A 20029-nucleotide genomic window follows, 5' to 3' on the forward strand; every position below is an offset into this window, starting at 1 on the left:
TTTGTGGAGTTTAGGTATTTTTGAACCAGAGAAAGGCAGGTCAGTCTGCGAAGGCGGCCTTGAGGGCGATTTCGACCATATCCCCAAAACTGCGTTCGCGTTGGTCAGAGGGCAGGTCTTCGGACGTCAGAAGATGGTCGGAGACGGTCATGACGGCCAGCGCGCGGCGGCCGTAGCGCGCGGCGAGGGTGTAGAGTTCGGCGGCCTCCATTTCGACGCCGAGGATGCCATGCCGTTGCATGGCCTCATTCAGGTCGGGGCGTTCGTCATAGAACGTGTCCGAGGAATAGATGCCCCCCACATGGGTCGCCACATCAAGGGTTTTAGAGGCGGCGACGGCGGCCTCCAGCAGGCCGTAATCGGCGCAGGGGGCAAAGTTGAGGTCGCGGAAAATGCTGGAGGACGGCGTGCCATATGTCGTGGCGGTCATGGCGATGACGATATCGCGCAGTTTGATCTGTGGTTGCATCGCCCCGCAGGATCCAATCCGGATCAGGGTCTGGACGTCGAAGTCACGGATCAATTCATTGGCGTAGATCGACATGGACGGCATCCCCATGCCGGAGCCTTGGATGGTGACGCGATTGCCGTTCCACAGCCCCGTGAACCCCAGCATCCCGCGCACTTCGTTGATGCACCGCGCGTCTGTCAAAAAGGTCTCTGCCGCCCATTTGGCGCGGTAGGGATCGCCCGGCATCAAGACGGTGTCTGCAATGTCATCTTTGGCGGCGCCGATGTGGATGGTCATGATCAGGGGTCCTTGTCTGGAAACGATTTCCCTTCCTAAGACCAGCCGGTGTCATGTTCAATGCGACGGATTTTACCACTTGAGGCAGGAGGGCGCGACTGGCACGGTGCCGGCAAACACATGGAGGACATGCGATGAAATGGGCAGCTGTTGTGCTTTTGGGATTGCCGGGTTTGGCCGCGGCGCAAAGTATCGATGAAGAGGCCCTTATGCGCGCCACCTTGGATGATCTGAACATTCGGTCCATCGCGGAAGGCATCGAGTTTTGCGGCTACGTTGGGTTCATTGCCGATGGTGAATTGGCTGTTTCACCACCCACAGCAGGCGATGAAAGCAGCTGTCTGGCCGATGATCCGACCAATCTGGATCTGATCGTTGCCTCCTATCACACCCACGGGGATTTCTCGACCGACTACAGTTCTGAGACGCCCAGCGGGACGGATATGGAAGGCGACGAAGAGGAAGGCATCGACGGTTGGGTCAGCACGCCGGGGGGGCGGCTTTGGTACATCGATACCACCGACATGGTGACGTTTCAGGTGTGCGGAATTGGCTGCCTCGCGCAGGATCCCAATTTCGTCGCAGGAGACGACGGTTTTATTGCCGAAGAATACTCCTACGACGCATTGGTGGAACGTCTGAACTGATCAGATCGCCATGCTGTCAGGGGATGCGCCGGCCTCCACAGCAGCTTTGTACCATTCCGGTTTGCGGCCCTTGCCGGTCCATGTCTGGCTTTTGTCCGCAGGGTTTGCGTATTTGGGTACGGATTTTGTTTTCGGCGCCTTTTTGCGTGGCGCGGCGGTCTTGGCATTTCCGGCCAAGACGTCTTCGACAGTCAGCCCGTGCGATGCGGCGAGCTTTTCCATCTCCTGCCGGACTTTCTTGACCTCTTGTTTTTGAATGCGGTTCAGCGCCTTTTCGACGTCCTTCGCTAATTTCTCGAGGTCTTTTTTCGACATATTTTTAAGATCAATTGCCATTGGTCTTATCCTTCAAGTGTCCCAATTCATTTGTAGCATGTCAGAAAACATACCCGTAAGCGCAAGTGCGAAACAAAGAATTCCTGTACTTTAATACACAATGACCCAACGTTCATGGATTAACGTCGTTTGGTATAAACAAGATCGGCGGATTTATTCCGCAGCAACAGCCGATGGATCGGCCAAATCGACAATATCATTCATGATACGGTTCAATTCGAAATCCTTGGGCGTATAGACGCGGGCCACGCCCATCGCACGCAATCTGTCGGCGTCGTCATCGGGAATAATACCGCCGACGACAACGGGCACATGGGACAATCCTTGGGCGCGCATTTTGTCCATCATGTCGGTCACCAACGGAATGTGAGACCCCGACAAAATGGACAGGCCGACCACATGGGCGTCATCGCGGCGCACGGCTTCGATGATTTCATCGGGCGTTAGGCGAATACCCTCATAGGTGATATCCATGCCGCAATCGCGGGCGCGCGCCGCGATTTGTTCCGCGCCATTGGAATGGCCATCAAGGCCGGGTTTTCCCATGAGAAATTTCAGTTTCCGCCCCAGCTGTGATGACACAGCGGACACGCGGTCGCGGATATCATCCAGTCCTTCGGTGCGGTTGGACGGGTTGTGGGACACGCCCGTGGGGGCGCGGTATTGGCCAAAGGCCTGCCGGATGACCTCAGCCCATTCGCCCGTGGTCACACCCGCCTTTGCGGCCTGAATAGACGGCCCCATGATGTTGGTGCCGTCCAGTGCGGCCGCCTTCAGGGCGGCCAAAGCCTCCGTCACCGCTTGGGCGTCGCGCCCGTCTTTCCATGCGCCCAGCCGGTCCAGCTGATCGGCCTCGGCCTCTGGGTCGCTGACCATGATCGCGTCATCGCCTGCTGTCAGGGGGGACGGTTCCCCGTTTTGGTATTTGTTGACGCCGACAACGGTCGTCTCCCCGGCCTCAATCCCGCCAATCCGGGCGGCGTTGCTTTCGACCAAACGCGCCTTCATATATTCGATCTTTTCTTGCGCATTGGCCATCGCATCCAATTGCGCCAATTCCGCCCGCGCGCCGTCCTTTAATTCCGCGACTTTGCGTTCCACGGCGGGATTGCCTTCGAACAAATCGTCGTATTCCAGAAGGTCCGTTTCAAACGCCAGAATTTGCTGCATCCGCAAAGACCATTGTTGATCCCACGGGCGCGGCAATCCCAGTGCCTCATTCCATGCAGGCAATTGCACTGCACGGGCGCGGGCATCTTTGGACAGCGTCACGGCCAGCATTTCAATCAAAATACGGTAGACATTGTTTTCGGGCTGCTGTTCGGTCAGCCCCAATGAATTGACCTGCACACCATAACGGAAACGGCGGAATTTGGGGTTGTCGACGCCGTAGCGGTCCTGACAAATTTCATCCCACAATTCGACGAAGGCGCGCATTTTGCACATCTCGGTCACAAACCGGATACCGGCGTTTACGAAAAACGAAATGCGCCCGACCATGGCGGGGAAATGTTCGGCGGGCACCTTGCCTTTCAGATCGTCCAACACGGCAATGGCTGTGGCCAGCGCGAAAGACAGCTCCTCCTCCGGCGTGGCACCGGCCTCTTGCAGGTGGTAGGAACAGACGTTCATCGGGTTCCATTTGGGCAGGTGTTCGCGGGTATAGGCGGCCACGTCCGTAATCATCCGCAAGGACGGCTCGGGCGGGCAGATATATGTCCCGCGGCTCAGGTATTCCTTGATGATGTCGTTCTGGACCGTACCCTGCAGCGCGGACACATCCGCGCCCTGTTCCTCCGCCACGGCAATATACAGCGCCAGCAACCACGGGGCCGTCGCATTGATCGTCATGGATGTGTTCATCTGCTCCAGCGGGATATCGTTGAACAAGGCGCGCATATCGCCCAAATGGCAGACCGGCACGCCAACTTTGCCGACCTCACCCCGTGCCAAGACATGATCGCTGTCATATCCCGTTTGCGTCGGCAGATCGAAGGCCACGGACAGGCCCGTCTGCCCTTTGGCCAGATTGCCCCGGTACAATGCGTTGGATGCCTTGGCGGTCGAATGACCGGCATAGGTGCGGAACAACCAAGGACGGTCGGCTTTGCGGTCTGTCTGTGTCTGGGTCATGGCGGGCCTCGTGAATCGGGTGGCGCAATTTTATTACTTGAACGATGGGGTATCCGAAAGATTATACCCTTGTCAACGCGCCGCACTGCGGCATGACCCCATTTACGCTTGCGTCTTTCCCTGCCACGGTCCCCCCATGACAACGCCCATCGCCATTCCACTGTGGCTCCTTATTTTGATGGTCCTCTTCGCGGCGGTGACGTTTGCGTCGCATTTCCTGTTTCCTTCTGTCCGCTGGTTTTTCCGTCGTCGGGCCGAACGGGTGGTGGCGCGCGTCAACGAACGGCTGCAAAAACCTATTGAGCCGTTCAAGCTGGCCCGCCGCTACGACACGATCCAGCGGCTGGTCTATGACCCCGAGGTCAGCAAAGCCATCAACGACTACGCCCAAGCCACGGGCAAACGCGAAGACGTGGCCTTTGAAAAAGCGCGTCACTACGCCCGCGAAATCGTGCCGTCCTTCAGCGCCACGGCCTATTTTTCTTTCGGGATGCGCGCGGCCAAATGGCTGTCGCGGTTTTTGTACCGTTTGCGCGTGGGCCAATTCGACCGCGCGGAATATGAAGCGATTGATCCCGACGCCACGGTCGTCTTTGTGATGAACCATCGCAGCAATATGGATTACGTGCTGGTCACCTATCTGGTCAGCCGCGCCTCGGCGTTGTCCTATGCGGTGGGCGAATGGGCGCGGGTCTGGCCCCTGTCGTCGATCATCAAAATGATGGGCGGCTACTTCATCCGCCGCAAATCCCGCCGTCAGGAAGAAAGCGGGGAGCTCTACCGCAGGGTCCTTGCCCGCTATGTCCAGATGGCGACCGAAGGCGGCGTGACCCAAGCGGTCTTTCCCGAAGGCGGGCTGTCGCTGGATGGCAAACTGGCGCGGCCCCGACTTGGTATCCTCAGCTACATCATCGACGATTTCGACCCCGAGGGGCGCGATGTGGTCTTTGTGCCCGTGGCGCTGAACTACGACCGTGTGCTGGAAGACCGGTTTCTTATTCAGGCCGATAAATCAGGCGTCCGCCGGTTCCGACCCCCTCTGTTCACCGTGTTGGGCGGCGTCGTGGGCTACCTCTGGGCCCGCCTGCGCCGCAAGATGACAACCTTCGGCACAGCCAACGTCAGCTTCGGCGCGCCGCTGTCGTTGCGTGATTTCGCCAACAGCCGTGATGGCGACACCAAAGCTTTGGGCGAAGAACTGATGACGCGCATCGCAGACGTAATCCCCGTCGTGCCCGTCCCGCTGGTGTGCCGCGCCTTGATAAACGGGGCCACAACCCAAGCCGACATCGCGTCTGCGATCACACAAGACCTTAATGTAATGCCCGCCGGTCTGCGCAAACCCCAGCGTGACGGCGCGCAACTGGCTGATGATGGCCTTGCGATCTTGCGGCGGCGCGGGCTGGTCACGGGGGAGGGGGCCTTGACCATCGCGACAGGTCAGGACGACGTCATCACCTATTACGCGAACACCATCGCCCATCATTTTTCCTGACCTTTTGGTCAAAGTCTGGAAATTCTGACTTGGTCGATCACGGATGCGTGACCTAAGGTCAACTCACGACAGATAAAGAGGGGATACCACATGTCATTTCATTTTAAATCATTCGCCATCGTTGCCGCCGCCGCCACAGCACTGGCCGCATGTCAGCCCACGACGACCACAACAACCACCGTTGTCAGCGCGAACAAAAACGTCCTGATCGTCAACAATACGGGCCGCACGATCTGGCGGTTCTATGGGTCTCCAACGAATGTAAACAGCTGGGAAGAAGACATTCTTGGCGCGGACATCCTGCCCGCAGGCCAGCGTGTGAATGTCAACTTCGCCGACGGCCGCAGCGTGTGCAGCTATGACATGAAGGCGGAATTTCAGGATGGGACCTCAATCGTGAAGAACAACATCAACGTCTGCGCGGTCTCTACGGTGTCTTTCCCTTAAACCTGCGCTGCATCGCGGCGGACATAAAATTACAAAAATGTCCGCCGCAAGGTTGCATTATTTCTCAGCCATCTCTAATTCTTGCTCCAACGCGCTGATTCTGCGGCGCGGCAATCGGAGCTTTGAACGGAGATGAGCGATATGGCCCTCGACACCCAGAAACATGCCGCAACTGCGAATGCGCCTGTAAAAGACCTCTATGAGATGGGTGAAATCCCCCCCATGGGCCACGTGCCAGCGCAGATGTACGCCTGGACCATCCGCCGCGAACGCCACGGGGAGCCTGACAAGGCGTTTGAAGTCGAAGTCGTCGACACGCCCACCCTCGACAGCAACGAAGTGCTCGTTTTGGTCATGGCCGCCGGCGTGAACTACAACGGCGTCTGGGCCGGTCTGGGTCAGCCGATCAGCCCCTTTGACGGACACGGCGCGCCCTATCACATCGCGGGGTCTGATGCCTCCGGCATCGTTTGGGCCGTGGGCGACAAGGTGAAACGGTGGAAAGTCGGCGACGAAGTCGTGGTGCATTGCAACCAAGACGACGGCGATGATGAGGAATGCAACGGCGGCGATCCGATGTTCTCGACCTCGCAACGCATCTGGGGCTACGAAACCCCCGACGGGTCGTTTGCGCAATTCACCAACGTGCAGGCCCAGCAGCTGATGCCGCGCCCCACGCACCTGACATGGGAAGAAAGTGCCTGCTACACGCTGACGCTGGCCACCGCCTACCGGATGCTGTTCGGCCACGAACCCCATGACCTCAAGCCCGGCCAAAACGTGCTGGTCTGGGGGGCCTCTGGCGGCCTTGGGTCCTACGCGATCCAGCTGATCAACACCGCAGGGGCCAACGCCATCGGTGTGATCTCGGACGAGGATAAGCGAGATTTCGTCATGGGGCTGGGCGCCAAGGGCGTCATCAACCGCAAGGATTTCAACTGCTGGGGCCAACTGCCCACGGTCAACACCCCTGAATATAAGGAATGGTTCACCGAAGCGCGCAAATTCGGCAAAGCCATCTGGGACATCACCGGCAAGGGCAACAACGTCGACATGGTGTTCGAACATCCCGGTGAATCGACCTTCCCCGTCTCCACGCTGGTCTGCAAAAAGGGCGGCATGGTTGTGATTTGTGCGGGCACCACGGGCTTCAACTGCACCTTTGACGTTCGCTACATGTGGATGCACCAGAAACGCCTTCAGGGCTCGCATTTCGCGCACCTCAAACAGGCGTCTGCGGCCAACAATCTGATGGTCGAACGTCGTCTTGACCCCTGCATGTCCGAGGTCTTCCCATGGGATCAACTGCCCGACGCGCACACCAAAATGCTGCGCAATGAACACAAGCCCGGCAACATGTCCGTGCTGGTTCAGGCCCCAACGACCGGCCTGCGCACCCTCGAAGACGTGATTGCCGCAAAGGGCTAAACGCGCCCGCGCATGGTAAATGAAAGGCCACCGAGGGCACCCTCGGTGGCCTTTTGCCCCTTGTCCCCGTTGCCGTCCCGTCCGGTGTCGTTCAGAAAATTCTCCCAACGGGGCCTTGGACCTGTGTCACAAACGGAGGTCCCCATGGGCGGACCGCGCATCGTGTTCCATCTGGGACGTCACAAGACCGGAACGTCGTCGCTGCAAAACCTCATGCACAGCAATCGCGCTGTGCTGGCTGATCGCGGCGTGCTCTACCCGCTGTCCGGCCTGCGCGATCAGCCATGGATCGGGTGCCGCCACAACGGGTTGGTCTACAACACCCCCGCCCGCACAGCACAGGCCCACGACGCCCTCATCCGCGAATCCGCACCAGCGGTTGCGACCAGATCGTGGTGTCGTGCGAAGGATGGAGCCTGCCTGCCAATCACCATGTCCTCACCCTGCTGATCCGCCGCCTGCAAGACGCTGGCATGACAGATCTGTCCGGCGTTCTGGTGCTGCGCAATTCCACGCGCTTTGCCGTCAGCTTTTACCGCGAATTCATCATCAACCAGGGGGCCACAGACCCCTTTGCGCGGGTTCTCAAGGCCACGGACGGGCGGTTCGATCCGCTGTATGTGGTGGACCAAATGCATCGCAGTTTTGACGGGCGGCTGACCCTTCTGCGGTTTGAAGACCACGATGATATCGTGCCCCCGCTGCTCGCTGCGGCTCAGATTGACCCATCGGGCCTGACCCCGCTGGCCAGCCGAACCAATGTGCGTGCCACCGTCGCGCTTGAGGGTGAAGTCACGCGCCACATGAACAAGATCGGCGTCCCGGACCCACAGCGCGCGGATATTGTGACGGCAGCCCCAGCCATCTGGGGCGGACAGGCGTGGACCGAACGGTTTGACGGTGACCTGCCCGCCGCGCCGCCCGCCTATCACGCCCGTGTGCAAACCGCGACGGGCTGGTCGGATCAAGAGGTCGCGTCGCTGTTGGATGTGCCTGCCATTGTGGGTGACCCGATCAGCGATATCACCGGCAAAATCCGGCGGCATGTGCGCCAGATGGCGGGGCGGGGCTAGGCCGCGCGCAGCCCCTCTGCCAACCGTGCGGCGAATCACTGATCGCGGTTTGCGACCATCGGGCCCGAAAACGGGGCCCCTTTAATCAACACTTTAGCGAAAACACTCCTCCCCATTTATAGCGGGGTGTTTTCAGCGGGTATGGGGACCCCCCTAAATCGTGAGAAAGTGACGTGTTGGCCCTGAAAAGCCCCCCGGTCACCACTCACGTTAACCTTTCGTTAACCCCTCACAAGGAGACTCTTTCATGGGACAGAAATGGATCATCGACGTACTCGCTGACCTACGCGCATTCGCTGACCAGAACGGGTTGCCTCTGCTGGCGCACCAGCTTGATGTGACCTCGACTGTTGCGCAGGCTGAGATTGCCTCGATGCTTGAGGGGGCGCCGCGTGCGGCGAATGCGAATGCAAGGCAATCTGCGTCAACACTTGGCGACACTCGAACAGGCCACGGAACTTAGCGCGCTTCAGGCCACAACCGAAGCGCTGCGCGACCATTATCAGGTCGCCCATCTGGGATATCACTGGGTTTCTGCGGACGGTGAACAATACGGCTGCGGGACCTATTCGATCGAATGGATCACTGAATATGTGACCAACGATTATGTCCGCATCGACCCCGTCATCATCGGCTGTTTCCAACGGTTTCACCCCGTGGATTGGAAAGAACTCGACTGGTCCAGCAAACCCGCCATCGCCTTTCGCACCAAAGCGATTGACGCCGGCGTGGGCAACCAAGGCTATTCCATCCCCATCCGCGGCCCGTCCGGCCAGTTCGCGCTGTTTTCCCTGTCTCACAACGCGCGCGACGACGACTGGGCCGCCTTCACCGAAAAGCACCGCCGCGATCTGATCCTGTGCGCCCATTCGTTCAATCAAAAGGCGCTCGAGATTGAGGACAAGCGCCGCCCCGATCCCGTCAAACCCCTGTCGGGCCGTGAGGTCGATGTGCTGACCTATCTGGCCATGGGCTATTCGCGCGGTCAGGTGGCGCAAACGCTGTCGCTGTCCGAACACACCCTGCGCGCCTATATCGAAAGCGCGCGGTTCAAACTGTCCGCCACCAACACCATGCACGCCATCGCCCGCGCCGTGTCCGAAGGGCACATCATCATGGGTGGTGCGGCCCGTGCGGCCACCGGCAACTGGCCCGGCCGCGACCCCGTGCAAGCGGCGGAATAGCCCCCGCGCAACACCCCACCGCACGGTGGTCAAACACAGCGTTAAACCAGCCCCCCTAGGGTCTTCATCACACGGATGGAGGCCCTGCAATGCTACGTTACCTTTACGGATCACAACTCGACACGTACCCGAAACTCGCGGACACGATGTTTCGCGACCGCGCCGCACAGTTCAAAGACCGCCTGAAATGGGATGTCGCCGTTGATGCCCAAGGCTATGAACGCGATGAATACGACGCCCAAGACCCCCTTTATGTGATCTGGCAAAAGGCCGATGGCTGCCACGGCGGGTCCATGCGGTTTTTGCCCACCATGGGACCGACCATGGTCAACGATCACTTCAGCGGCGTGATGGACGGCGACACCGTGCATAGCCCCTATATCTGGGAATCCACGCGGTTTTGTCTGTCCCAAGGCAGCGAAAGTCGCGTGGCGGCGGCACTGGTTTTGGGCGGCATCGAAATCGGGCGTGGGTTTGGCATCACCCAATGTGTGGGCGTGTTTGACGCCCGCATGGTCCGCATCTACCGCATGATCGGATCCTGCCCTGACATTCTGGGAAGCTCCGGCACTGGCGCTGCCAAGATCAGCGTCGGCCTGTGGACGTTCGACCCCGCCGACCGCGTGTCCGTTCTGACCCGCGCGCGCATCTCATCGGCGCTCTCTGAACACTGGTACGCCCGCGCCTTTGGCGACCGGCCTGCAAAATTGCTGGCCCGCGCGGCCTAACCGCTGGCACCCGCGGCGCGGCGCAGATAGTGTCGCGCCATGTCGCTTCCCGCCCTTACCCTTTCCGACGATCAGGCCGATGCCTGGGACGCCGTGTCCGACCTTTTGGGCGCCGCAGGCATTGACCTGCTTGAGGGCACAACGCTGCCCCCCAAGGACGACCCCGACAATTCGACCCTCGCGATCCTCGGCAAGGCCGGCAGCGGTAAAACCCTGCTGCTGGCGGAACTCTACCGCGCGCTGCAAAACGCAGGCGTCGATGTGGTCTCAGGCGATTGGGAAGGCCGCAAACGCCGCGACCGGCGCACGCTGGCGATCCTTGCCCCGACCAACAAAGCGGCCTCCGTTCTGCGCACGCGGGGCGTGCCCGCGACGACGATCCACCGCATCCTCTACACGCCGGTCTATGATCCCGAATACGAAAAAATCGCGGAATGGCTGGCAGGGCAGGGGGACAAGCCCGAAATCGAGGGCCTGACCGACGTGGCCCTTGATCGCGCCTACGACAGCTTTCAGAAAAACACCTCCGTGCCCGCAGCCCTTGCCGCCGCTGGCCTGCGCGGGTCCGATTTCATAACCGGCTGGAAACGCCGCGAAGACCCGCTGGACATCGGCTTTGTGGACGAATCCTCAATGCTGGACGCCAAACAGTTCGAGGATCTGAAAGACATTTTTCCCACCTTGGTCCTGTTCGGGGACCCCGCCCAGTTGCCCCCCGTCAAGGCTGAGGGCGGCAAAATGGTCTTCGACACGCTGCCCGAAAGCCGCCAGCGTGTCCTTAGTCGCGTGCACCGTCAAACCGCCGACAACCCGATCCTTGATCTGGCCCATGCGCTGGCTGATCCGCAGGTCGATTTCTATGCCTTTGAAAAACTGGTGGCCGAGGCCGCCCAAAAGGACGACCGCGTCGTCATGGCCCAGCGGGTCGAAAGCGATCTGATGGCGCGCAGCCCCTGCCTTGTGTGGCGCAACGCCACCCGCATCAAATTGATCCACGCCTTCCGCAACGCCTTTGGCGCGCCACCTGATGAATTGTTGGAGGGCGAGCCGCTGATCTGCGACGGCATTGAACTGCCCATGAAACACCGCAAAAAGCGCCTTGATCTTGAGGCGCGTGGCCTCATCAAAGGGGCGCAGGTCATCTACCTTGGGCCAGGTCGCAAACCGGGCTTCAGCCGCCTGCACGTCATGGGCGCCGAGGACCCGCAGGTCAGCGCGGCCAGCATCGTGAAAATCGAACTGGAAGGCGACGAAGAACCCTTCATCCCCTTCGCCGCTCGCATGGGGGCCACGTTCCTGCACGGGGCCGCCGTGACGATCCACAAGGCGCAAGGATCGCAATGGGACACGGTGCAGGTTTTTGCACCCGACATCTATGCCGCCTCGCGCATGGGGCGGGTTGAAGCGGGGCAACCGCTGTGGAAACGGCTGGCCTATGTGGCGATCACGCGGGCGGAAAACCGGCTGTGCTGGGTGGTGCGCAACCGTCTGGCCCGCCCCAGCGGGCTGCTGAGCACCGACGATCTGCGCGCGCCCTCGGTGCCGCTTGAACTCACCGCGGAGGAGACATGAAAACCCTGATCGTCACCGGTGCCAGCAGCGGCATCGGCCGCGCCGTGGCCGAAAAATTCCTCACCGAAGGGTGGACCGTGGGCCTTGTGGCCCGCCGCGCAGAAGCGCTTGAAACGGTTGCCGCAGGCCATGACACGGCGCTTGTCCTGCCCTGCGATGTCACCGATCCGCAGGCCGTCGCGGCCACGTTCAAACAGGTCCAGTCCCAGACCGGCAGGCTGGATTGCCTGTTCAACAACGCAGGTATTTTCACCCCCGCCGCCCCCATCGATGAAGTTCCGGTGGACGACTGGCTGCAAGCGGTGAACGTTAATTTGACGGGCATGTTCCTGTGTGCGCGCGCGGCCTTTGGCCTCATGCGCCACCAGTCGCCGCACGGCGGGCGGATCATCAACAACGGCTCAATCTCCGCCCAGACCCCGCGTGAGGGGTCGGCCCCCTATACGGCCACGAAACACGGCGTCACGGGGCTGACCAAGACCCTCGCCCTTGATGGGCGACCCTTTGATATTGCCGCCAGCCAGATCGACATCGGCAACGCCCAAACCGAATTGCTGCAAGGGATCATCGACCGCGCCGTGGCCGCCGGCGACACGCCCCCACCGGTGATGGAGGTCGATCTGGTGGCCGATGCGGTGTGGCACATGGCCGGCCTGCCCTTGCACGCAACGACCCTGTTCCAGACCATTATGGCGACAAAAATGCCCTTCGTCGGGCGGGGGTAGCACATCCTCATCTGAGGATGTGTCCTCAGAGTTTCATTTGAAACTCTGCTACCGTTGGAAAATGCGAAATACGGCGGAGGCCAGCCAACCGGCGGCAATGGCAATCGCCAGGGACATCAACCCGTACAGCAACGGCTGATTGCGCGACATTTCAAACAGGAGCCTTTCCAGCCCCGCCTTGAAGACGGCGATTTCGGTCTCATAGGTGTCGACCACAGCGCCATCGCGGGTGATGAAGATACGCGCGCTGTAGGCGCCTTCGGTCAGGGCTGCAGGCAAGGTGATCTGGCCACGAAAGAGCGTCTCTTCCTCCACATCCACCTGCCCTTCCAGCCGCTGATACAGCCCCGATCCCGACCGAATACGGATGATCGCGTCGGAAAAACTCTCCGCATCGGTGACGCTGTCCGGCGCGCCCACAGACCGGATCACGCGGGGGATGGATATAGAGTGGCGCAGATCCTCAACCGCCGACAGGCTGTCGGCCAAGGGGGCAGAGGTCGCGACCGCATAGAACGACGGCGCGCTATCCACCTCAACCGCATCGGTGTTGGCCCAGATGCCCAGCACCCGTTCCTTGCGCCGCACGGTGACCGGTTGGTCGGGGCCCGCCAGCGTGATGATGACCTCCAACGGGCCACCCTCAGGGGCAGGGGCGTTGCGTTTGATCGCGCCGAAAATCAACACATCCGACCCATCAAAGGTGGCGGTGATGGCGACCTCGTTGCGGCTCAGGCCAAGGACAATTTCCTCAGACTGGGCGGCGGTCATATAGGGGGCGAGGACCAGTGCCAGAAGGACAAACAAACGTCGCATCAATGCCCCCCCGCCGTGCCGATGGAATACAGTTCCGCAGGCGTCAGCAGCAGATCAAGCGCCAGTTTCCCGCAGACCGCCAGAACCATGATCGCCAGCAGAATGCGCAGCTGTTCCGCCTTCATCTTGACGCCGATCCGCGTGCCGATCTGCGCGCCAATCACGCCACCCACCAGCAACAAAACCGCCAGCACAATGTCCACGGTGAAGTTCGTCGTGGCGTGCAGCAACGTGGTAAACCCGGTCACAAAGATGATCTGGAACAGGGACGTGCCGATCACAACCTTTGTGGGCATCCCCAACAGATAGATCATCGCAGGCACCATGATGAACCCGCCACCAACCCCCATAATCGCAGCCAGAACACCCACGCACAGCCCCACCAAAAGCGGCGGAATGACCGAGATATAAAGACCCGACACCCGGAATTTCATCTTGAACGGCAGGGCGTGGACCAGACCGTGTTTGCGCCGTTGCGGTACGGCCTCTTCGGCCCCGCGGGACCGGCGAATGGCGTTGAGACTTTCGATGAACATCAGCCCGCCGATGATCCCAAGGAAGACGACGTAACACAGCTTAACCAGCAGATCGACTTGCCCCATGGATTTCAGCTGATTGAACAGCATCACACCCAAAGCGGCCCCAATCAGGCCGCCAATAAGCAGCACCGTGCCCATCTTGAGGTCCACGGTCTTCCGCCTCAGATGTGCCAGAACGCCGGAGAATGAGGAGGCCACGATCTGGTTTGCCTCCGTCGCCACCGCCACGGCAGGCGGAATGCCGATGAAAAACAGCAGCGGCGTCATCAAAAACCCGCCGCCCACGCCGAACATCCCCGACAAAATGCCCACGATCCCACCTAATCCAAGTAGCAGGAAGGCGTTTACGGACACTTCGGCAATGGGAAGATAGACTTGCATGGCGTGTCCTTACGCCTGTGATGGACCTAAGATCAACGCCCAATTCTGCCCGACAATAAGACCAGAGGTCTCAATAAGGGGTTAGACGTGATCAAATATGCGGCAGTGCAGCACGAAGCACCTTTTCGAGCTTCGCCGCCCCCAAGGGCGCCATGGCTTTGGTGTGGCTGTGGCTGATTGATTCGTCGCTCATCCCGGCGGCCATGTTGGTGATGGCCGAAATGGCCCCGCAGCGCAGACCCAAGAAGCGGCCCAGGATCACCTCGGGCACCGTGGACATGCCCACAGCATCCGCGCCCAGCGTGCGAATGGCGCGGATTTCCGCGACGGTTTCAAACGAGGGGCCGGAATACCACGCATAGACGCCTTGGTGCAGCGTCACCTCAGCCGCCTTGGCCGCCGCCACGAAGACCTCCCGCAGGGCGGGGTCGTAGCAATCCTTCATGGGCACAAAACGCGCGTCTGTTTGTTCCCCGATGAGCGGGTTCAGCCCGCTGAAATTGATGTGATCGGACAGGGCCATAATCTCACCGGTGGGCATGTCGGGCACCATGGACCCGGCGGCATTGGTGGCGATCAACGTGTCTGCCCCAAGCGCCTTCAGCACCTCAAGCGGCAGACGCATGGCGTCGCCCCGCCCGCTTTCATAGTAATGCGCACGGCCCCCGAAAACGGCTACCCGCACGCCTTCCAACTGGCCGATGACCAGTTGGGGCACATGGCCGCTGACACCGGCATGGGGGAAGCCCTCAAGCTCATCATAGGGGATGGCCACGCCTTCGACCGCACCCGCCAGATGCCCCAGACCGGACCCAAGGATCAGACCCACCCGTACAGGCGCATCGCCTGCAATCTCGCGGATTTTATCCGCCAGTTCCTCAGCGTTCCTTGACATAAGGCTCACCCCCTGCGCGCGGTGGAATGGCCTTGCCCACAAAGCCCGCCAGCACGATGACCACGAACAAATAGGGCAGGGACTGGATCAACTGGCTGGGCACTTTGACGGTTTCAAACAGCGCACCCGCGAGGCCGACGTCACCCGTCGACCCCAACCATGTGGCCAGCGCGATGGCGGTCAAAACGGCGGACAATCCGCCCAACACAATGACGTCGATCTTTTCGCGTTTGACCGCATACAGCACCATCGCAACGGAGGCCCCGACCAGCAGCACGATGATCCACACCACCTGCAACTGGATGTTTTGGAACCGGTTATCGATGGCAAAGAACAGCCCGAACAACAGACACGCCCCCAAGGCATACCACGGCCGCCACTTGGCAAAGATCAGCGCGGCCAGCGCGATAAAGCCGCGGTTCGCGGTCATATCCTTGGTGAACCCCGCCTGCACCGCCGTGGACAGATAGGCCCCCGCGATGCCACACAAAATCCCGCAGATGATCACGGCGGAGTAGCGCAGGCCCACGACAGAAATCCCCGCCGTATCCACAGCCTCCGGTGCTTCGCCCACCGCGCGCAGGCGCAGGCCGAAACGCGTGCGATAGAGAACGAACCAGCTCAGCGGGACCATCAACAAACCGATATAGACCAAGATCGAATGGCCCGAGATGAACTCGGAATAAAACTGCATCCCCGGGCTCGCCTGCATCTTGTCGCGCATCCGCGTGACGGCGCCAGGAAAGTCCAGCCCGTCAAACCGTGCCGCCCCCGACAGGGACGGCGTGCGTCCGCCTTGGGCGAACCAGCCTTGCGCGATAACGACCGTGAGACCGGCTGCGAAAAAGTTGATCGCCACGCCGGAAATCAACTGGTTGCCACGAAAGGTGATCGACGCCAGCCCGTGGATGATTGACAGGACAACGGAAATCCCGATGCCCGCCAACAGCCCGACCCAGACGTTGCCGGATGCAAAGGACACTGCCGCCGACAAAAACGCAGCCGCCAGCATCTTGCCCTCAAGCCCGATGTCGAAAATGCCCGCACGTTCAGAAAACAGACCCGCCAGACAGGCCAGCAGCAGCGGGATCGCCATGCGGATGGACGCGTCGCCAAGCTGGACGATGGTGAAGAAATCCATTGTGTTACTCCTTCACCGCCGCAGGTGCGCCCACGCCCTTGCGGCCGAACCGCAAGAACAGCCCCTCAATGGGGGAGCGCACCATCTGATCCAGCGCACCGGTGAACATGATGACCAGCGCCTGAATGACCACAACGATCTGCACGGGGATCGACGTGGCCGCCGAAAGCTCCGCCCCGCCCTGATACAGCGCGCCGAACAACAGGGCGGCGATGATGATGCCCACGGGATGGTTGCGCCCCATCAGCGCCACGGCGATGCCGATGAAACCCGCGCCGCCTGCAGCATTGTCGACCAACTGCGGCGTGTTGATGCCCATGGTGTTGTTCACCGCCATCATCCCCGCCAACGCGCCGGAAATCAGCAGCGCAATCATGGTGATGTTCACGGCGGAAATCCCTGCGTATTTCGCAGCACTTTCAGACTGCCCAAAGGCGCGGATCTGATAGCCCAGCCGCGTGTGCCAGATCAGAAGCCACACACCCACACAGGCCAGCAAGGCAATGAAGATTGAGATATTGACCGGCGACCGCCCGAACAATTCAGACCCGAACAGCCCCGCGATGTCATTCAAAGACGGCAGGTGCGTCGCCTCTGGAAAGATCGCCGTGGCCGTCTGCATCTGACCCGCAGGGCGCAACGCGTCCGACAGCATATAGACCAGCAGGCCCGACGCCATGAAGTTGAACATGATCGTCGTGATCACGATGTGGCTGCCACGGCGCGCCTGCAAATAGGCCGGGATCGCGACCCAAAGCGCACCGAACACCGCCGCCGCCATGCCGCCTGCCAACAGGGCCAGCGTCCAATGGGGCCACGGGATAAACAGGGACACGATGGCCGCCCCAAGGCCGCCCACCAGCACCTGACCCTCACCGCCGATGTTGAACAGCGACGCGTGAAACGCCACCGCCACGGCCAAGCCGGTGAAGATAAAATTCGTGGCATAAAACAACGTGTAGCCCAGAAAATCAGACGTTCCGACCGCGCCAAAGGCCATCAGCTTGATGGCCTCCCACGGGTCCTGACCCACAGATAAGAACACGATGACCGAAATGATTGCCGCCAGCAAAAGCGACACCACCGGCACCAGAACCACATCCGCCCACTTTGGCATCTTGTCCATGGTTCAGACCTCCTTGCCTGCGCCCGCATGGGCCAGATTTTCTGCAATTGTATCAACGGGGGGCGGGTTGTCGGTGTCCGTGACACCGGCCATCAGCAGCCCCAGTTCTTTTTCATCGGTCTCAGCCGGCAGACGTTCGCCCATGATCTGGCCGTCAAACATTACGGCGATCCGGTCGGAAAGGCCCATGATCTCATCCAATTCCACCGAGACCAGCAAGATCGCCTTGCCCTTGTCGCGCAGCGCCACGATCTGTTGGTGAATGAATTCAATCGCGCCGATGTCCACACCGCGCGTGGGCTGGCCCACCAGCAGCAAATCGGGGTCGCGTTCAATTTCACGGGCAACCACGATCTTTTGCTGGTTCCCGCCTGAGAAATTCTTGGCCGCCAACATAGGATTGGGCGGGCGCACATCGAACCGGTCCATCTTTTCCTGCGCGTCAGCCAGAATGGCCTTGTTGTCCATCAGCATGCGGGACCGCTGATATTTTTCGTCATGGTGATAACCAAAGGCGGTGTTTTCCCACGCGCTGAAGTCCATGATCAGGCCTTCGTGCTGGCGGTCTTCGGGCACATGGGCGATGCCACGGTTGCGGCGGCTTTGCCCGTCGGATTTCGCACCGGTCAGGTCGATGGGTTCGCCGTTCAACAACACCTCACCTGTGGCGCGTTCATAGCCGCCCAGAACCTCCAACAACTCGGACTGGCCATTGCCGCTGACGCCTGCAATGCCAAGGATTTCCCCCGCACGGATGTTGAAAGACACGCCTTTCAGGCGGTGCACCCCGCTGTCGTCGGTCACGTTCAGATCGCGGACCTCCAACACGGTGTCTTTGGGCTGCGCTGGCGTTTTATCCACGCGCAACAATACCTTACGGCCCACCATGCGTTCCGCCAGATCGGCGGGGTTGGTGTCGGATGTTTTGACAGACCCGACCATCTCACCGCGCCGCATGACGCTGACGGTGTCGGTGATGTCCATAATCTCACGCAGCTTGTGGGTGATCAGGATGATGGTCTTTCCCTCTTCCTTCAGCCGCCCCAAAATGCGGAACAGCTGATCGGCCTCGGCTGGCGTCAACACGCCCGTGGGTTCATCCAAAATCAGGATATCCGCCTCACGGTAGAGCGCCTTGAGGATCTCAACCCGCTGCTGCATCCCAACGCCGATGTCCTGAATAATCGCGTCAGGATCGACGTTCAGTTCATATTCTTCTGCCAGTGATTTCAACTGCTTGCGCGCCTTGGCCAGCGACGGCTTCAGCATCGCGCCGTCTTCGGCGCCGAGCACCACGTTTTCGAGGACGCTAAAGTTTTGCACCAGTTTGAAATGCTGGAACACCATCCCGATGCCCGCCGCAATCGCGGCCTGACTGTCGGGGATCTCGGTCCGTTGACCGTTGATGTAAATCTCACCCGCATCGGCTTTGTAAAAGCCGTACAGGATCGACATCAGCGTCGATTTTCCCGCGCCGTTCTCCCCGATGATCCCGTGGATCGTGCCGGGCCGGACGCTGATCGAAATGTCCTTGTTGGCCTGCACGGGGCCAAAGGCCTTTGAAATACCCTTGAGTTCAATGGCGGGGGCGCGATCTGTCATGCCTGTCCCTCGGCCACGCCCGAAATCGCAGTGATGCGCCCTTCGGAGTTGATCTGCGCCGTATAGTGGCCGTGCTGCGTCATCGTTCCGCCCTTGCCGTCGGGGCCAGAGAACGCAACCCGCGCGTTGACCGTTTCACCGGTGCCGTCAACCTCAGTCACGGTCGCCGTCCAGCCGGGGGCCGCAGCGACAAATTGTGCGACGTAGCTGTCCATGGCGTCCAGATCGGTGAGTGGATCACCGCAGCGCGGGTCTGAATAGGTGAACTGCTCCGCAATCGCATCTGCAATCATGCCACGGCGGGTGGCGACATCGGCCTCACCCCAGGCGGCAAAGAAGGTGGTCAGCGCAGTGTCCATGTCGGATGTCCCCTCGTCATTTTGATTGAAAAGGCCGCGCCAATCTCTCGGCACGGCCCAATCACTGTCGGTCAGGTGGTCTTAGAATTCAAGCACAGGGCAGGATTCGTCGGACATGTAGTCGTGGACCATCAGCTCACCAGACGCCATCGCAGCGGTCGCTGCTTCGACGGAGGCCAGCATGTCTTCAGTCACCAGTTCTTCGTTGAACTCATCCAGTGCCACGCCCACGCCGCCTTCGGCCACGCCAAGGATCACAACGCCTGCCTCTGTGGTGCCGGAGAAGCTGTCATAAACAACGTTATCAACACGCTTCAGCATGGAGGTCAGAACCTGACCCGGGAACAGGTAGTTCTGGTTGGCGTCAACGCCGATGGACAGGATGCCTTCGTCGGCAGCTGTCTGCAGAACGCCAACACCGGTGCCGCCAGCGGCGGCAAACACCACGTCAGACCCTTGGGAAATCTGGCTCAGCGTCAGTTCGGACCCTTTCACGGGGTCGTTCCAAGCGGCAGGCGTTGTGCCTGTCATGTTGGCGATGACGGTCGCGTCTTCGCTGACAGAGGCCACACCTTGTGCGTAACCACAGGCGAAACGGCGGATCAGCGGGATGTCCATGCCACCCACGAAAGACACGACGTCAGTCTCGGACGC

At 60.4% G+C, this 20029-nt stretch carries 21 protein-coding genes; 10 read left to right on the top strand and 11 right to left on the bottom strand.

Annotated features, from left to right (window positions below):
* Nucleotides 1-40: 40 nt before the first annotated feature.
* Complete coding sequence (deoD, locus tag ACTG36_RS11790; protein ID WP_375280731.1) at nucleotides 41-748, bottom strand: purine-nucleoside phosphorylase; 708 nt, start codon at nucleotides 746-748, stop codon at nucleotides 41-43.
* Between the two features lie 134 nt (nucleotides 749-882).
* Here deoD and ACTG36_RS11795 point away from each other — a divergent pair, with 134 nt between their 5' ends.
* A complete protein-coding gene (locus ACTG36_RS11795) occupies nucleotides 883-1395 on the top strand; it encodes a DUF4329 domain-containing protein (protein ID WP_375280732.1) in 513 nt (170 codons plus the stop codon).
* Here the strand turns inward: ACTG36_RS11795 and ACTG36_RS11800 are convergent, their stop codons facing one another.
* Both ACTG36_RS11800 and ACTG36_RS11805 read right to left on the bottom strand, forming a co-directional pair.
* The gene (locus tag ACTG36_RS11800) at nucleotides 1396-1731 is read right to left on the bottom strand and encodes an H-NS histone family protein (RefSeq protein ID WP_375280733.1); all 336 of its coding nucleotides are present in this window, start codon (nucleotides 1729-1731) and stop codon (nucleotides 1396-1398) included.
* Nucleotides 1732-1884: 153 nt separating this feature from the next.
* Nucleotides 1885-3864: a methylmalonyl-CoA mutase family protein gene (locus ACTG36_RS11805; RefSeq protein ID WP_375280734.1), complete on the bottom strand. Its 1980-nt coding sequence runs from the start codon at nucleotides 3862-3864 to the stop codon at nucleotides 1885-1887.
* Nucleotides 3865-4000: 136 nt separating this feature from the next.
* On the opposite strand from ACTG36_RS11805, the gene ACTG36_RS11810 reads away from it, so the two are divergent.
* From ACTG36_RS11810 to ACTG36_RS11850, 9 genes are all read left to right on the top strand, one after another.
* Complete coding sequence (locus tag ACTG36_RS11810) at nucleotides 4001-5359, top strand: 1-acyl-sn-glycerol-3-phosphate acyltransferase (RefSeq protein WP_375280735.1); 1359 nt, start codon at nucleotides 4001-4003, stop codon at nucleotides 5357-5359.
* 90 nt (nucleotides 5360-5449) lie between these two features.
* Nucleotides 5450-5806: a hypothetical protein gene (locus ACTG36_RS11815; protein ID WP_375280736.1), complete on the top strand. Its 357-nt coding sequence runs from the start codon at nucleotides 5450-5452 to the stop codon at nucleotides 5804-5806.
* A 141-nt stretch (nucleotides 5807-5947) separates the two neighbouring features.
* Entirely contained in the window at nucleotides 5948-7234 is a 1287-nt protein-coding gene (gene ccrA, locus ACTG36_RS11820; RefSeq protein ID WP_296418692.1) for a crotonyl-CoA carboxylase/reductase, read from the top strand.
* Nucleotides 7235-7378: 144 nt separating this feature from the next.
* Nucleotides 7379-7684 carry a hypothetical protein gene (locus ACTG36_RS11825; protein WP_375280737.1) on the top strand — a complete coding sequence of 102 codons (306 nt, stop codon included), beginning with the start codon at nucleotides 7379-7381 and terminating at the stop codon, nucleotides 7682-7684.
* A gap of 23 nt (nucleotides 7685-7707) precedes the next feature.
* Nucleotides 7708-8307 carry a hypothetical protein gene (locus tag ACTG36_RS11830; RefSeq protein WP_375280738.1) on the top strand — a complete coding sequence of 200 codons (600 nt, stop codon included), beginning with the start codon at nucleotides 7708-7710 and terminating at the stop codon, nucleotides 8305-8307.
* Nucleotides 8308-8708: 401 nt separating this feature from the next.
* Nucleotides 8709-9491 carry a helix-turn-helix transcriptional regulator gene (locus tag ACTG36_RS11835; protein ID WP_439142439.1) on the top strand — a complete coding sequence of 261 codons (783 nt, stop codon included), beginning with the start codon at nucleotides 8709-8711 and terminating at the stop codon, nucleotides 9489-9491.
* A gap of 89 nt (nucleotides 9492-9580) precedes the next feature.
* Nucleotides 9581-10219 carry an acyl-homoserine-lactone synthase gene (locus ACTG36_RS11840; RefSeq protein WP_375280739.1) on the top strand — a complete coding sequence of 213 codons (639 nt, stop codon included), beginning with the start codon at nucleotides 9581-9583 and terminating at the stop codon, nucleotides 10217-10219.
* Nucleotides 10220-10258: 39 nt separating this feature from the next.
* Nucleotides 10259-11791 carry an ATP-dependent DNA helicase gene (locus tag ACTG36_RS11845; protein ID WP_375280740.1) on the top strand — a complete coding sequence of 511 codons (1533 nt, stop codon included), beginning with the start codon at nucleotides 10259-10261 and terminating at the stop codon, nucleotides 11789-11791.
* Entirely contained in the window at nucleotides 11788-12516 is a 729-nt protein-coding gene (locus tag ACTG36_RS11850; RefSeq protein WP_375280741.1) for an SDR family oxidoreductase, read from the top strand. The genes ACTG36_RS11845 and ACTG36_RS11850 overlap by 4 nt, the downstream gene beginning before the upstream one ends.
* A 48-nt stretch (nucleotides 12517-12564) precedes the next feature.
* Here the strand turns inward: ACTG36_RS11850 and ACTG36_RS11855 are convergent, their stop codons facing one another.
* From ACTG36_RS11855 to ACTG36_RS11890, 8 genes are all read right to left on the bottom strand, one after another.
* Entirely contained in the window at nucleotides 12565-13332 is a 768-nt protein-coding gene (locus ACTG36_RS11855) for a TIGR02186 family protein (RefSeq protein WP_375280742.1), read from the bottom strand.
* Nucleotides 13332-14252: a sulfite exporter TauE/SafE family protein gene (locus tag ACTG36_RS11860; protein ID WP_375280743.1), complete on the bottom strand. Its 921-nt coding sequence runs from the start codon at nucleotides 14250-14252 to the stop codon at nucleotides 13332-13334. The genes ACTG36_RS11855 and ACTG36_RS11860 overlap by 1 nt, the downstream gene beginning before the upstream one ends.
* Before the next feature lie 91 nt (nucleotides 14253-14343).
* Nucleotides 14344-15147, bottom strand: a complete 804-nt coding sequence (locus ACTG36_RS11865) for a purine-nucleoside phosphorylase (RefSeq protein ID WP_375280744.1) — start codon at nucleotides 15145-15147, stop codon at nucleotides 14344-14346.
* Nucleotides 15131-16288, bottom strand: coding sequence for an ABC transporter permease (locus ACTG36_RS11870; RefSeq protein WP_375280745.1), 1158 nt, complete (start codon nucleotides 16286-16288; stop codon nucleotides 15131-15133). Before ACTG36_RS11870 ends, ACTG36_RS11865 begins: the two co-directional genes overlap by 17 nt.
* Nucleotides 16289-16292: 4 nt before the next feature.
* Nucleotides 16293-17414 carry an ABC transporter permease gene (locus ACTG36_RS11875; RefSeq protein WP_375280746.1) on the bottom strand — a complete coding sequence of 374 codons (1122 nt, stop codon included), beginning with the start codon at nucleotides 17412-17414 and terminating at the stop codon, nucleotides 16293-16295.
* Between the two features lie 3 nt (nucleotides 17415-17417).
* Nucleotides 17418-19016: an ABC transporter ATP-binding protein gene (locus ACTG36_RS11880; RefSeq protein WP_375280747.1), complete on the bottom strand. Its 1599-nt coding sequence runs from the start codon at nucleotides 19014-19016 to the stop codon at nucleotides 17418-17420.
* Nucleotides 19013-19375, bottom strand: coding sequence for a nuclear transport factor 2 family protein (locus ACTG36_RS11885; protein WP_375280748.1), 363 nt, complete (start codon nucleotides 19373-19375; stop codon nucleotides 19013-19015). Before ACTG36_RS11885 ends, ACTG36_RS11880 begins: the two co-directional genes overlap by 4 nt.
* An 81-nt stretch (nucleotides 19376-19456) precedes the next feature.
* Nucleotides 19457-20029: BMP family lipoprotein (locus ACTG36_RS11890; protein ID WP_439142436.1), on the bottom strand; the 573-nt coding region annotated here is incomplete at its 5' end.

It is taken from the genome of Pseudooctadecabacter sp. (assembly GCF_965657175.1).
GTDB lineage: Bacteria > Pseudomonadota > Alphaproteobacteria > Rhodobacterales > Rhodobacteraceae > Octadecabacter.